The sequence below is a fragment of the Motilimonas cestriensis genome (assembly GCF_021295315.1).
Lineage (GTDB): Bacteria > Pseudomonadota > Gammaproteobacteria > Enterobacterales > CBDFNC01 > Motilimonas > Motilimonas cestriensis.
The window spans coordinates 95,528-109,425 of the sequence record NZ_JAIMJA010000010.1; the positions used below are offsets into that span (position 1 = coordinate 95,528).

Here is a 13,898-nt window from a genome sequence, read left to right on the forward strand (position 1 = left end):
GTGTTTGCGTAAAATTCAATAACCTCTGATACAAAACAGAGGGATAACGAGCAATGGAGAATAAAAATGGCTTTTGAACTTCCAGCACTTCCTTATGCACAAGATGCACTAGAACCACATATCTCAGCTGAAACTTTGTCTTACCACTACGGTAAGCATCACCAAACTTACGTAACTAAGCTAAATGGCCTAGTTGAAGGTACAGAGCTGGCTAACAAATCTCTAGAAGAGATCGTTAAGACTTCTGAAGGTGGTGTTTTTAACAATGCTGCTCAAGTTTGGAACCACACGTTCTACTGGAACTGTTTAAGCCCTAACGGCGGCGGTCAACCTACTGGCGCACTAGCAGCAGCGATTGATGCAAGCTTTGGTTCTTTCGAAAAATTCCAAGCTGAGCTAAACGACAAAGCGGTAAACAACTTTGGCTCTTCATGGACTTGGTTAGTTAAAAATGCTGACGGTAGCCTAGCTATCGTAAACACGTCTAATGCAGCAACGCCGCTAACAGACGCAAGCGTTACTCCAATCCTAACTGTGGATCTTTGGGAGCACGCTTACTACATCGATTACCGTAACGTTCGTCCTGATTACCTAAAAGGTTTCTGGGCACTGGTTAACTGGGAATTTGCTGCAGCAAACTTCGCTTAATCAAACGCGATACCATCGAATATATACCCAGCCTAGCTGGGTATTTTTTATCTGAGCTAAGGCAAATTTATTTTACGGTTAAAATAAGAATATAGCCGCCACAATGTTTTTTCTCGATTGAACATTACCTGTCAACTCACTGAAAAATAATCACAAAAGCTTAAACGCCACCAGTAAGACGAGATCAAACATAAACACTGTCACTTGTTTGACATATTTTTGCCAAGCTGGTGTCACATATCCAGCCTATTTTTGAGCTACTGAGCTCTTACATGACAACACCTTTACAGGGCTCAAGCTAGCCTAACTGTTAAGGATGCTCTATGTTTTCAGTCGACCAAGTGGTAAGTCAACATTTTCCTCAAATTAGCAATAAACCTTGGCTACGTAAGCCAGTTACTTATTTTTTGCGCCGTTTATTACACGAGAAGGAATTTATTGAATTTGGTCAACTGTACCCGCACCTCTCTGGCTTTGATTTTATCGAAAAGGTATTAGACTACTTCGACTTTAGCTATCGCACTACCGAACGAGAAATTGAACGGATCCCCGTTGCTGGCAGAGTCGTGATTGTTGCTAACCACCCCATCGGCTCACTTGATGGCTTAGCATTATTGCAATTTATCCACCGCATTCGCCCCGATGTTAAAGTCGTTGCCAATGAGCTATTGATGTCGATTAAGCCACTGCAACCCACGCTGCTGCCGGTGAACAACATGAACGGCTTAACCGTGAAGGAGAACTTGCAAAACATCCATAATCATTTACAACAAGACGGCGCGTTAATTATCTTTCCGGCAGGAGAAGTGTCACGCCTGCGCCCAACTGGAATTAAAGACATTAAATGGAATAGCGGTTTTTTACGCATGGCCAGTCGCGCCCAAGCACCTATTCTGCCAATTCATATTCAAGCGCGTAACTCAGCACTGTTTTACGGCACGTCAATGCTCTACAAGCCACTAGCAACCTTGCTGCTGGTAAAAGAAATGTTTAAGCAAAATGCCAATACAGTGAAAATGACCGTTGGCAAGATGGTGCCTTACGACAGCTATCAAGGGGATCAAATATCCACTAGCGCTAAAGTGAAGTTACTGCAAAAGCAAACCTATCGACTCGCTAAAGGCAAAAATGGCTATTTTAGAACCGAAACCCCGATAGCTCACCCCGAGCCACGAATAGCCTTAAAACAAGCGGTTGAACGCTGTGAAAAGCTAGGTACAACCCCTGACAACAAGCATATTTATTTATACAAACACAGCGATAGTTCACCAGTATTACGCGAGTTAGGCCGTTTACGTGAAGTTTCATTTCGCGCGGTAGGCGAAGGCACCGGCACCAAACGCGATATCGACCATTATGACAGTCATTACCTACATTTAATTTTATGGGACGCTGATGAGTTAGAAATTGCGGGCGCCTATCGCTTTGCCAAAGCGGCAGAAATTATTAAAGCACAGGGCGACGATGGCTTGTACAGTCAATCATTGTTTCATTATGGTGACGTGATGAAACCCTGCCTTGCCCAAGGCCTTGAGTTAGGACGTAGCTTTGTGCAACCTAAATATTGGGGTCGCCGTAGCTTAGATTACCTTTGGCTGGGCATCGGCGCGTTTATTGCCAAGCACCCACAATACCGCTATTTATTCGGCCCGGTCAGTATTAGCGACAGCTTGCCAAAAAATGCGAAAGATTTATTAATCTATTTTTATCAATTATATTTCTCGGCAGAGCAAGGCATGGCGACCGCCAAAGTACCCTACCAAGTGCCTGAAAATTTATTGACCAGCTTAAGCGTTGAGTTTGTCGGTAATGATTACAAACAAGATTTTATTACCCTCAAAGCCGTGCTAGACAATATGGGCACCGCCATTCCAACCTTGTATAAGCAATACAGTGAAGTATGCGATCCCGGCGGCGTGAAATTTTTAGACTTTGGCGTCGACCCAGATTTCAATAACTGCATTGATGGCTTAGTGTTAGTGGATTTAGCGCAGCTGAAAGCCAACAAACGCCAGCGTTATATCAACGCACACTTACCTAAGCCGGTGTCAACAGAACTGAATTGATAATCTATTCCCCGAATGGCATTTACCGCTGTTCGGGGAAACACTATCTATCGCTGTGGCCTAAATCTCGCTCCGGGAATAGCACATCACGCACCCGCTGCTTCAAAATCTTGGCTTCTGGGAAACCTTCATCCCGCACTCGACACCAAATAAGTTGTTCATTAACGTAGATTTTAAACTCGCCTTTTTCGGCTGGCGCTAATGCCACTTCACCTAAATCATCAGCAAAGGTAGATAATAACTCTTGCGACATCCAGCTAGCTCTGAGTAACCAGCGACATAAAGTGCAATAGCGGATCACCACTCTTGGCTTCACGGTGACATCATTCATTTAACGAATACCTTGCAAAAATTCCTGACGGGTTTCAGGTTTAGACTTAAAGTTGCCACCCAAGGACGTGGTGCGTGTATGGCTTGACTCATCTTGCACGCCACGCGCTTTAACACAGTAGTGCACTGCATCGATAGAAACGGCAACATTGTCTGTTTCTAGCAAGGCTTGCAGGGCACATAAAATTTGCTGGGTTAAGCGCTCTTGCACTTGCGGGCGACGGGCAAAAAAGCGCACGATACGGTTAATTTTAGACAGGCCAATCACTTTCGTTTTCGGTATATACGCCACAGTGGCGCGGCCATCAATCGTGACAAAATGATGTTCGCATGTACTGGTTAATGAAATGTCAGACACTTGCACCATTTCATCAACCTTCATTTTGTTTTCGATAACGGTGATTTTTGGGAAATTGTCGTAATCTAGGCCAGAAAATATCTCATCGATATACATTTTTGCAATGCGTCGCGGCGTTTCGGCTAAGCTGTCATCGCTCAAATCCAAGCCCATTAGCTGCATAATTTCGCCAAAATGTTGCTCTATTTTCTGTTTTTTATCACTATTACTTAACCCATTTTCAACCACTGGGGTTTCTAAACCTCGGCTAATTAACGCATCGCGAACCACTAACGCCGCTTGGTTTGTGACAGACATCCATTTTATCCTTTAGCAAATATATCGGCATAAATAGAGGTTTTTTGCCGCAATTGCAACATCAACTGCCCGGTAATTGGCTAAAAACATCTTCGAGTAGGTTTTCTAAGTACGCTTGTAAATCACGTTTAGATTGATTGCTCTCGACTTTTTCGTCTTCAAAAGATCCAATAACATGGGATTTTTCTACCGAATCAGGCAATCGCGGCGCTACTTTAACGGTCATACACACTACCTCTAAGGTAAGTATTTACTTAAGTATAGCGAGACATTTCATTTTTTATTCTGCTTAGGCTTATTCTTGAAGGCGTTCAATAGCATAATGAGTATCTATCAACATAAAACACAAGGAGCTCCAGATGGGATATTGTGATTCCCCCGGTCTAAAACCCATAGCTGATGCATTAACGCAAATGCTAGCGGCGGTTGAACCTTGCTGTGAGCAAATCACGCAACCTATCCAATCAGCCATTGGCTTTACCCTTGCACAAGCGGTTATTTCTCCGATGTTTGTGCCGCCATTTAATAATTCAGCAATGGATGGCTATGCGTTTCGGGCTGCAGACCTTAATGATAATACGGAGCTCACTCTAGTAGGAAAGTCATTTGCTGGCGCACCGTTTGAAGGCGAGATCCCTAAAGGTGGCTGTATTCGGATCATGACTGGGGCACCTTTGCCTGATGATGCCGATAGCGTTGAAATGCAAGAAAATACACAAGTAAATGGCTCATTCATTCAATTTCAAGGCAAGGTTCGCCAAGGACAAAATGTACGCTTGCGCGGCGAAGACATCACTAACGGGCAGATCATGTTTGAGGCAGGGCATACCTTACGCAGCCGCGATATTCCCTTACTCGCTTCCCTTGGTATTGCAAAAGTGAATGTTTACCAACCCCTTAAAGTGGCTATTTTCTCTACTGGTGACGAATTAACAACGGTAGAAAAGCCGCTTAAAACGGGACAAATCTACGACAGCAATCGTTATTGCCTTAATGCCATTTTGAGCAAAATGAATGTCGAGGTAATTGATTTTGGCATCATTGCTGATGATCCAGCGCAGCTTAAAGACACGTTTCTCCAAGCTAACCGACAAGCGGATGTCGTGATCACCAGCGGCGGTGTTTCAGTCGGTGAAGCGGATTACACCAAAGACATACTGGAGCAGTTAGGTGAAATTGGCTTTTGGAAACTCGCGATCAAACCCGGTAAACCTTTTGCGTTTGGTAAGCTCAGTGACAGCGTCTTTTTTGGTTTACCCGGCAACCCCGTTTCCGCGTTAGTGACCTTAACGCAACTGGCTCTGCCTACCATGGAAAAAATGGCCGGGGCGAAGCCAACAACAGCCCTGCGCCTACCGGCAATCACTACTCATGGCTTTAAAAAAGATCCCGGCCGCACTGATTTTCAACGCGGTATTTATCAAGTGAATGCCGCAGGGAAATTAGAAGTGAGCAGCACCGGAGAGCAAGGCTCTGGTGTGTTCAGTGGCATGAGCCAAGCAAATTGCTTTGTCATATTAGAGCAAGCGCGCGGCAATGTAGCAGCTGGCGAAACCGTTAATATTGAGATATTTCGCGATTATTTAAACTAACTTAAACCATTAGGGGCTTTAGAGCCCCTAACAATATAAATCTAGATTAGCGCTGCCACCGCTTAGCGGCTGCCGTGTCTTTATCATTGGCATCAAGCCATAACTCGCCTGACTCGGTGTGTTCTTTTTTCCAAAAAGGCGCCTGAGTTTTTAAATAATCCATGATAAATTCACATGCGGCAAACGCCTCCCTGCGATGTTGACTACTGACACCAACAAACACAATTTGTTGATTAAGGCCTAAGGTGCCAACGCGGTGGATCAAGGTAACATCAATCAGTTCCCAGCGCTGCTTGGCTTGCTGCACTATGTTGCGCAAGCTTTTTTCCGTCATGTTTGGGTAGTGCTCTAAATGCAAGGCGGTCACTTTTTTAGCCAAGTTCATTTCTCGCACCAGGCCAACAAACGTCACAATGGCCCCCGCCTCCGCCTTACTGGCCAATAGCTGGTATTCGTGGTTGATATCGAAGTCTTGGTTTTGTACTCGTATCATAACGACCCCTTTAACCGCCAGTAACAGGTGGGAAAAAGGCAACTTCATCACCCGCTTTAACAGGGCTGGTTAAGCGCGCCATATCATGGTTGATTGCCACCAATAATGGTCCTTGGCTTAACTCTCCTTTCCAGCTCGGGTGATGACGATATAAGGTCTGCAGTATGTCTTCTACTGTGTTGATGCCTTTAACATCGAGCTGGATACTTTCAATGCCTAAGCTTTCGCGTAATTTGGCAAAAAACACAACATTAATCATATTTCCCCTTAAAGTGACCTGACTTTCCGCCCTGCTTTTCAAGCAAGCGCGTTTGCGTGATCACCATATCTTTTTGCACTGCCTTACACATATCATAGATGGTTAACGCCGCAATGGAAGCTGCCGTTAATGCTTCCATTTCAACGCCGGTCTTCCCTGATAACTTGCACAAGGCTTGTACCCTGACCCGATTCAGCTCGGGCTCAGGCATAATCTCCACTTCAACTTTGGTTAGCGCTAAAGGATGGCATAGCGGAATCAGATCCGCGGTTTTCTTCGCCGCCATGATCCCAGCAATACGTGCGGTAGCAAATACATCACCTTTGTGATGCTGCCCAGAAAGAATAAGTGCAAGCGTGCTAGCAGACATCTCAATACAGCTTTCAGCGATGGCTTGGCGCTGGGTCACTGATTTCTCCGTGACATCGACCATATGCGCATCGCCCTGCTGGTTAATATGGGTAAAATCGTTCATTAATTCTGTCACCAAACTACACGCCAATATGGGGCATAAAATTACACGGCTTCGAGCGCGAGTCTAACTGCGCTTCGAGAATCTTGGTCCACGCAGTTTTACAAGCATTAGTCGAGCCTGGCATACAGAAAATAACGGTGCGATTAGCAAACCCGCCTATTGCACGGCTTTGTATGGTAGAAGTGCCGATTTCCTGATACGAGACATGACGAAATAGCTCACCAAAGCCTTCAATCTGCTTATCAAATAAAATAGACACCGCCTCAGGCGTGGTGTCACGCGCAGTAAATCCCGTACCACCAGTAATTAAGATAACGCTGATAGCTTCATCGGCAATCCAGTCAGACACCACGGCGCGAATTTTATACTTATCATCAATGACAATTTCTTTTGCCATTAAATTATGACCCGCGGCTTTAAGTGCATCGACTAAATATCCACCAGAAGTGTCATTTTCTTCGGTGCGAGTATCAGACACGGTTAGTACGGCAATATTAGCCGCTTCAAAAGCGTTTTCGGCATGGCTCATGTGTTATTCCTTAATTTAATCACAGCGTGCTAGCGCTGACTTTATATATGTTTAATCGATTAAGCATATTGGTACTTAATCAAAGCTGTCAGGTTTCAATTATTAGATTGTTAGCGTTCTTCTATTAACGTTAATAACAACTTAATAAATTGACTAACATGCTCAACCACCAATAGCCGCAAAATGCGTTGTTCCACCCAGATCACCTTGCTGCAAAAAGTGGCTGGCCCGCTTGGTTTTTAGCTGGCTAATTAATCTTTGTTGCAATGCCTCATTTTGCTCAGGGCCTTGCAACAAATCACGTAAATCCGTCCCTTGTTCGCCAAATAAGCATAAATGTAAACGCCCCGTAGACGACACCCTCAGGCGATTACAGTTATCACAAAAATGCGCTTCATAAGGCATGATCAAACCAACTTCGCCACTGTAGTCAGGGTGGCAAAAAACGCGCGCGGGGCCATCGGTAGCTTGACGCACTTTTTCTACCCAACCTTGTGCAATTAATTGCTTCATGATCACCGAGCCTGGGACATGGTGCGCTTGAAATAAGGCATGATTATCGCCCGTCTGCATTAATTCAATAAATCGCAATTGAATATTGCGCGGTTTTATCCAAGCTAAAAACGTTTGTAATTCATGAGCATTCAGCCCTTTCATCAGTACGGTATTCACTTTAACTTGGCTAAAGCCTGCGGCAAATGCCGCATCGATACCCGCCATCACTTTAGTGAGTAAGTTTTCACCGGTAATTTGATAGAACATATTGGCATCTAGGCTATCAATACTGACATTAATGGCATCTAATCCTGCTTTCTTCCAATCTGCGACCGATTTCGCCATGCGAAAGCCATTCGTTGTAGTGGCGACTTTTTCGATACCTTGGGTGTTTTTAACCGTTTCAATGATGCCGGTAAAATCCCGGCGCAGTGAGGGCTCTCCACCGGTAATTCGCACTTTCTTTGTGCCTAGCTGGGCAAAGCTTTGTACTAGGTTGCTAATTTCAGCCAAACTAAGAAACTGTTTTTTATGCTCGCGATGGTAGCCATCGGGCAAGCAATAGGTACATTTAAAGTTACAAACATCTGTAACTGACAGCCGTAAGTATTCAAACTTACGCTGAAATTGATCAATAAATTGTGACATAAACGCCTTTCCAAATTCGGGAGGCTAAACCATTTCTAATTTAACCCTTCTCAGCATATGGCTGAAGCGGTCCCATCGTCGTATCTTCGACTTAGACAAATAAGACTCGGTGTTCATTTATATTTTGGTATATCAGATATTGACGTAAGTTCCCAGCAAGGTGGGATTTAATTCGTTAAAATGAACCTTATTCCAGCTTGTCTATCTATAAAGTAATAATGAGTATTCGTCAGTTTAACCATTCCGCCACTTCTACTCTACGCCGAGCGCTGGTGTTTATTGTTAGCTGGTCGCTGTTACAAGGGGGATTAACCTTGAGCATCACAGCGATCCAAGCAAAAAATGCCCACCTGCTCGAACAGGTAAATACGGTTGCCATGCAAAGTTACCAAATTGGTAACAGGCCACATAAAACAGACCTGACGAATAAGATAAAAATTTCAACGCTTGAAAATGCATTACTCAGCGCGCCGCTGGCAGGCCTTAATCACTGGTACTATTCTGATCAAGTACTCACAAGCCAGCAGCTTATGGTCTCGCAATGGCAACAAATGCAGTTATCGATAAAAAATGGGGATTGGCAATCTTATAATAAACACCTCGCCAGCTTCTCCATTCAGATTGAGAACTTGGTAGATGGATTAAAAGTGCATGCTAATGACCAAACTCAGTGGCTATTTATGGTGCAGTTTATTTATCTGCTTTGCTTATTTCCTGTTTTCGTCTTTTTGATGTATTGGTTTAGCCAGCAAATTACTCGGCCATTGCAGCATTTAAACCAAGCCAAGGATTTAATCAGTGATCGACAATTCAATGCCCTGCTCAAGCTCGCAAAAGATTCAAAAAGTAACCAACCCCCACTCTCTCTCCCGCAAGCAGTTAAAGAAATAACCACTGAGCTTGGGCAGCACTGTCTAGCAATGGAAGAAAAGGTAAAGCAACGAACCCAGGAGCTGGCAAAAGCAAACCAAACCGTCAGCTTTTTATATAATCTTTCCCAGCAACTTCATGTCGCCAAACTCAGCGAACAAGACTTAATCAGCGCACTCGATCAATTGGTTTATCAACAACTACTAAAATCGGCTAAACTCAGCTTTGTTAATCAACAAGCGCCTACACATACTGTTGTCAGTACTTCCCAATGGGATGACAACAATAGTGAAGTAATCACCCTAAAAGTCAGTAACCAACCTGGGAAACAAGTGCTATTGCACGTACAACAAAACGTGCGTGTGGATATGCGAGTATTGCAAAGTTTTGCCTTATTACTCGGACAAGCACTGGCTCAACAAGATATTATGCTACAAAGCCAGCGCATGGCATTAATGGAAGAAAGAAGCGTGATTGCCCGAGAATTACATGACTCAATTGCGCAATCACTGTCGTTTTTACGCATTCAATGTACCTTATTAAAACGGCAAATTAACAGCCAGCCGGAACTAAATGTGGCGTTAACCATCACTAGTGAAATAGACCAAGGTGTTGCTAACGCCTATAAACAATTGCGAGAATTGCTCAGTACTTTTCGCCTTAAGGTAGAGGAAGCTGATTTGCACGCCGCATTAGCGGAAATGCTCGCACAACTTAGGCCGCAAACCCAAGCAGACATTGTGCTGCGCTATCTAATCAATGACTATCATTTCAACGCAGGGCAATACATTCATATCCTGCAAATTATTCGAGAAGCCACGCTCAATAGCATCAAACATGCTAACGCGACCAAAATAACCATTAACTGTGAATATGATGAAACTAACCGTATTTTAATAAAAGTCTGTGATAATGGACACGGATCACCAGAAGTAACCGAGAAACAAGACCATTATGGGCTAAACATAATGAAAGAGCGGGCAACCAAACTGCAAGCTCAGCTTATTATTAATGCCACTACGGAAGGAACCTGCGTTTTGTTACATTTTCCAACAACTAGCACCGAGAGCGAAGCAAATTAAGCTCGCCAAGAAAATACTGAGTATAAAATGGCAGAAAATAAATTATCCGTGATCGTGGTTGACGATCATCCTTTAATGCGCAGAGGCATTACCCAACTGCTGACATTAGATCCTGAACTCGTGGTCATTGGCGAAGCCAGTAATGGCTCTCAAGCTATTGCCATGGCGAAATTGCATGAGCCCGATTTAATCTTGTTGGATCTCAACATGAAAGGCATGTCTGGTCTGGAAACGTTGAAAGCACTGCGCGAAGAAAATATTGATTCACGCATTATTATTCTCACTGTATCCGATGCCAAACAAGATGTGATTGCCTTAGTAAATCAAGGCGCTGATGGCTATTTACTAAAAGACACTGAGCCGGAAGATTTACTCGTTCAGTTAAAGTTGGCAGCTACCGGCGAGCAAGTATTCAGTGCGGGGGTCATCGAGTACCTTGACTGCTTGGAAGAAGACAATCACTACCAAGCTAAGGTAGATTCTTTAACCAAACGGGAACTGCAAATCCTGCAGCAAATCGCGAAGGGACAAAGTAACAAAGAAATCGCGGATCAATTACATATTTCAGAAGGCACAGTAAAAGTGCATGTAAAAAGCTTATTGAAAAAATGTGAGGCTAAATCGCGAGTTGAAGCGGCTGTCATGTATTTAGAAATGCAGCATTAAATAGTAATTTCAAACGCTTATCTCACCCTTGTTAGCAGATAGAAACGAGTAACAAACAAATAGCAGCAATTAAGTTTGCATATGTGAAGTTGATAAGATAATTTCTCTGCTCAATTTGGAGTTTAAATGTGCTTATGCCTGAACATTCATTACAACAATTTAGTCAAGTCGTCGCCATAGGTGGTGGCCATGGGTTAGGTCGATTATTGTCTTCTTTATCCTATTTAGGACCAAAGTTAACCGGGATTGTGACGACCACAGACAACGGTGGCTCTACCGGTAGGATCAGGCAAAGTGAAGACTGTATTGCATGGGGGGATTTGCGAAATTGTATTAACCAATTAGTCCCAGAGCCCAGCATAGGTAGCATGTTATTTGAGTATCGCTTTCCCGGCAAAGGGGAGTTTTCAGGCCATAATTTAGGTAATTTAATGCTGTTAGCGTTAGATCAATTATCCATTCGGCCCGTTGATGCCATCAAGCTGATTTCTAATATGCTCAAGGTAAGCAGCCAGATTTTACCGATGGCTGAACAACCCGCAGATCTTATGGCTATTTGTAGCCAAGGTAAAAACTATCATGGTGAAGTGTTAGTTGACCAAATGCAAAGTTTCCCCAGTCAACTAGCGATTAGCCCTAATGTTTGTGCCACCCCCGAAGCCATTGCCGCCATTGAACAAGCCGAGCTGATATTATTAGGACCGGGATCATTTTTAACCAGTATCATGCCGCCTTTATTGCTACCAGATCTACAAGCGGCATTGCGAAAAAGCCAAGCAAAAGTGATTTTTATTGCGAATTTGGTGCCTGAGTTAAGTCCCGCGGATCAATTAGGCTTAAATCAACAGCTTAATTGGTGTGAAGCGCAAATGGATATGCAATTTATCGATTATGTTATCTTGCCCTATGGCAGTGAGCCATTGACAGATTACCACATGTTTTATGCCGATTTAGCTGAAACAGAGATTGTTCACCGACACGATCGCGATAAGCTCAGTAAAGCCATTGAAAACCTCGTCAGCCTTTTTTAATCGTATTTCACTAAACTGGGGTAAGCGATTTTAAAGCTTAGGGGCTCTTGTAAGGTTAACACTCGAATAAAATTAACCAAAGCAAGTAACCAAAAGCGTACCAAGGAAGGTCGTGATTGGAATGGGGCTTCAAATTGCCAAACTTGATGCACCGCCATCATCACCAGTATTAAACTACTTAACGTAAAGCCGAAAAATACTTGCATATCCATCACTCACCTACCAGAAACAAAAATTAACATTCTAGTAACATTGCAATTTAATATTGTTCTGGCAAGTGAGATAATATTACTTTGCTAGTGATATCACATTAGCGGGTGTTGTCCTGCCTTGTTGATAAAACTCTGCGCAACGACAGCCTGAAATAACCCATCAAGATCTGTCAATAAGTGCTAGACCGGATTATTGATCTCTACGTATTCCACATCGAGGCCATAGTTTTCTGCCAGCCACTCGCCCACCGCTTGCACGCCATAACGCTCGGTAGCATGGTGCCCCGCACTGTAATAATGAATGTTCATTTCCCGCGCGGTATAAACAGTTCGCTCCGACACTTCGCCACTAATAAAGGCGTCAATGCCTTGACTGGCAGCAAGATCAATATAATTTTGCCCACCCCCGGTACAAATGGCGACTGAACGGATCTCTGGCTTGTTGCCATCAATCCATAAGGGCTCACGATCAAGTTCGCTATTAAGGCGCTGACTGAGTGCTTTAGGACTGATCGGCTCGGCAAATTTACCCACTTGCGCCACACTCAGTGGGTCCCAAGGCTCTAAACCTCGGCGTAAGGTAATGCCTAAGCGCTGCGCTAACTGCGCGTTATTACCCAATTCGGGATGCACATCAAGGGGAAGATGATAAGCAAACAGATTAATATCATGTTTGAGCAGTGCCGCGATCCGCTCGCGCTTCATGCCCTTTAATACTTCAGGCTCACCTTTCCAAAAATAGCCATGGTGAACCAAAATGGCATCCGCTTGCTTGGCAATGGCAATATCAATCAGCGCTTGGCAAGCAGTTACCCCAGTAATAACTTTTTGGATCTGGGGTTTTCCTTCAATTTGTAAGCCATTAGGACAGTAGTCTTTGATCTTGTGCGGTGCTAACAACTGATTAAGTGCACCTTCCATTTTAGTTGAACTAATAGCCACGCTATTTCTCCTCAATACGTCATCAAATAACAAGCTATGTATTTTATACGTAAACAAAGCAAAGCGCAGTCATTGGTCCAACTAAAAGCTTAAATAAACGGCCGCCCAACCTGCTCAGATTCTGCAATCCAAACCGGTTTATCACTGGTTTTAAGCCACATTTTAAACAGCACACTGCTGTATTTAGCGGGTTGTTTAATAAAAGGTAATATCGGCACTAAAGCGATAAACCCAAGCACCACAGCAATGCGACGAGCAATTAGCTTAGCAACACTATAAGTTTGGTACATAGACAAATACCTCCATGATTAAAAAAGACACTGATATTGTATAAAAACCAAACTCATCAGACCAGTTGTTTCTGACATTCGACACATCTTTTTTTTCAAAAAAATAAATATAAATCAAAAGTCAATATTAAGTAAGTATTAAATATAACTCACAAAGCCTAGTGATATTGGATGAACAAAGTGCCAGAATACTTATACTATTTATATGTAAGCAGTAAACTTTAGAGTAAAGATTGGTCTGATATGAAACGAAATGGCTTTACCCTCATTGAAGTGCTTATTGTCGTTGCCATTATCGGCATCTTGGCAGCGATTGCCTTGCCTTCATATCGTAATCATGTATTGAAATCGAACCGCGTCGATGCACAAATGGCATTAACCGAAATGGCGCAAATATTTGAGCGAAACTATGCGCGTCAAGGGGTTTACCCAACCGCCGTCCCCAGTATTAACAAGCCTGACAGTTACACTTTTAGCCTAACAGCATCCGCGGCCAATAGCACTTTTACCCTAAAAGCAGCCCCAGACACGAATCAGTCGGCTGATGAATGTGGCACCTTGAGCATCAATCAAGCCGGGGCGCTAAGCGCTGCGAAAGCCACTTGTTGGCGCTAA

18 protein-coding genes and 1 riboswitch are annotated in these 13,898 nt (G+C 43.6%); of the genes, 7 read left to right on the forward strand and 11 right to left on the reverse strand.

The window, feature by feature from the left end; genetic code table 11:
• Positions 1-66: 66 nt before the first annotated feature.
• Together sodB and olsF are read left to right on the forward strand one after the other, a co-directional pair.
• Complete coding sequence (gene sodB / locus K6Y31_RS11340) at positions 67-648, forward strand: superoxide dismutase [Fe] (protein WP_232803606.1); 582 nt, start codon at positions 67-69, stop codon at positions 646-648.
• Positions 649-971: 323 nt separating this feature from the next.
• Positions 972-2,714: a bifunctional ornithine lipid synthase OlsF gene (gene olsF, locus K6Y31_RS11345; RefSeq protein WP_233052890.1), complete on the forward strand. Its 1,743-nt coding sequence runs from the start codon at positions 972-974 to the stop codon at positions 2,712-2,714.
• 43 nt (positions 2,715-2,757) lie between these two features.
• Here the strand turns inward: olsF and K6Y31_RS11350 are convergent, their stop codons facing one another.
• The 3 genes from K6Y31_RS11350 to K6Y31_RS11360 all read right to left on the reverse strand — a co-directional run bounded on the left by K6Y31_RS11350 (position 2,758) and on the right by K6Y31_RS11360 (position 3,925).
• Positions 2,758-3,045, reverse strand: a complete 288-nt coding sequence (locus K6Y31_RS11350; protein ID WP_233052891.1) for an Rdx family protein — start codon at positions 3,043-3,045, stop codon at positions 2,758-2,760.
• On the reverse strand, positions 3,046-3,699 hold the full coding sequence (gene folE / locus K6Y31_RS11355; RefSeq protein ID WP_233052892.1) for a GTP cyclohydrolase I FolE: 654 nt from the start codon (positions 3,697-3,699) through the stop codon (positions 3,046-3,048).
• Positions 3,700-3,760: 61 nt separating this feature from the next.
• Positions 3,761-3,925, reverse strand: a complete 165-nt coding sequence (locus K6Y31_RS11360; protein ID WP_233052893.1) for a hypothetical protein — start codon at positions 3,923-3,925, stop codon at positions 3,761-3,763.
• Positions 3,926-4,058: 133 nt separating this feature from the next.
• Between K6Y31_RS11360 and moeA the strand changes: the two genes are divergently transcribed.
• Complete coding sequence (gene moeA / locus K6Y31_RS11365) at positions 4,059-5,291, forward strand: molybdopterin molybdotransferase MoeA (RefSeq protein ID WP_233052894.1); 1,233 nt, start codon at positions 4,059-4,061, stop codon at positions 5,289-5,291.
• Between the two features lie 46 nt (positions 5,292-5,337).
• Here moeA and moaE read toward each other — a convergent pair whose 3' ends face one another.
• The 5 genes from moaE to moaA all read right to left on the reverse strand — a co-directional run bounded on the left by moaE (position 5,338) and on the right by moaA (position 8,190).
• Positions 5,338-5,784, reverse strand: a complete 447-nt coding sequence (gene moaE / locus K6Y31_RS11370; RefSeq protein WP_233052895.1) for a molybdopterin synthase catalytic subunit MoaE — start codon at positions 5,782-5,784, stop codon at positions 5,338-5,340.
• 10 nt (positions 5,785-5,794) lie between these two features.
• Positions 5,795-6,043, reverse strand: coding sequence for a molybdopterin converting factor subunit 1 (gene moaD, locus K6Y31_RS11375; RefSeq protein ID WP_233052896.1), 249 nt, complete (start codon positions 6,041-6,043; stop codon positions 5,795-5,797).
• On the reverse strand, positions 6,036-6,518 hold the full coding sequence (gene moaC / locus K6Y31_RS11380; RefSeq protein WP_233052897.1) for a cyclic pyranopterin monophosphate synthase MoaC: 483 nt from the start codon (positions 6,516-6,518) through the stop codon (positions 6,036-6,038). The genes moaD and moaC overlap by 8 nt, the downstream gene beginning before the upstream one ends.
• Before the next feature lie 16 nt (positions 6,519-6,534).
• A complete protein-coding gene (gene moaB, locus K6Y31_RS11385; RefSeq protein WP_233052898.1) occupies positions 6,535-7,047 on the reverse strand; it encodes a molybdenum cofactor biosynthesis protein B in 513 nt (170 codons plus the stop codon).
• Between the two features lie 162 nt (positions 7,048-7,209).
• Positions 7,210-8,190: a GTP 3',8-cyclase MoaA gene (moaA, locus tag K6Y31_RS11390; protein ID WP_233052899.1), complete on the reverse strand. Its 981-nt coding sequence runs from the start codon at positions 8,188-8,190 to the stop codon at positions 7,210-7,212.
• Positions 8,178-8,314, reverse strand: a riboswitch (molybdenum cofactor riboswitch). (Overlaps the previous gene by 13 nt.)
• Positions 8,315-8,408: 94 nt before the next feature.
• Between moaA and K6Y31_RS11395 the strand changes: the two genes are divergently transcribed.
• The 3 genes from K6Y31_RS11395 to yvcK all read left to right on the forward strand — a co-directional run bounded on the left by K6Y31_RS11395 (position 8,409) and on the right by yvcK (position 11,839).
• A complete protein-coding gene (locus K6Y31_RS11395; protein WP_233052900.1) occupies positions 8,409-10,142 on the forward strand; it encodes a histidine kinase in 1,734 nt (577 codons plus the stop codon).
• A gap of 27 nt (positions 10,143-10,169) precedes the next feature.
• Positions 10,170-10,808, forward strand: a complete 639-nt coding sequence (gene narL, locus K6Y31_RS11400) for a two-component system response regulator NarL (RefSeq protein WP_233052901.1) — start codon at positions 10,170-10,172, stop codon at positions 10,806-10,808.
• 134 nt (positions 10,809-10,942) lie between these two features.
• Positions 10,943-11,839 (forward strand): uridine diphosphate-N-acetylglucosamine-binding protein YvcK, encoded by an 897-nt coding sequence (yvcK, locus tag K6Y31_RS11405; RefSeq protein WP_233052943.1) that lies wholly within the window; start codon positions 10,943-10,945, stop codon positions 11,837-11,839.
• Here the strand turns inward: yvcK and K6Y31_RS11410 are convergent.
• From K6Y31_RS11410 to K6Y31_RS11420, 3 genes are all read right to left on the reverse strand, one after another.
• Positions 11,836-12,051, reverse strand: a complete 216-nt coding sequence (locus tag K6Y31_RS11410; protein WP_233052902.1) for a hypothetical protein — start codon at positions 12,049-12,051, stop codon at positions 11,836-11,838. The two genes, yvcK and K6Y31_RS11410, sit on opposite strands and share 4 nt — an antisense overlap.
• 180 nt (positions 12,052-12,231) lie before the next feature.
• On the reverse strand, positions 12,232-12,987 hold the full coding sequence (locus K6Y31_RS11415) for a Nif3-like dinuclear metal center hexameric protein (RefSeq protein WP_233052944.1): 756 nt from the start codon (positions 12,985-12,987) through the stop codon (positions 12,232-12,234).
• 95 nt (positions 12,988-13,082) lie between these two features.
• On the reverse strand, positions 13,083-13,283 hold the full coding sequence (locus tag K6Y31_RS11420) for a DUF2517 family protein (protein WP_233052903.1): 201 nt from the start codon (positions 13,281-13,283) through the stop codon (positions 13,083-13,085).
• A 243-nt stretch (positions 13,284-13,526) separates the two neighbouring features.
• Here K6Y31_RS11420 and K6Y31_RS11425 point away from each other — a divergent pair, with 243 nt between their 5' ends.
• On the forward strand, positions 13,527-13,898 hold the full coding sequence (locus K6Y31_RS11425) for a type IV pilin protein (RefSeq protein ID WP_233052904.1): 372 nt from the start codon (positions 13,527-13,529) through the stop codon (positions 13,896-13,898).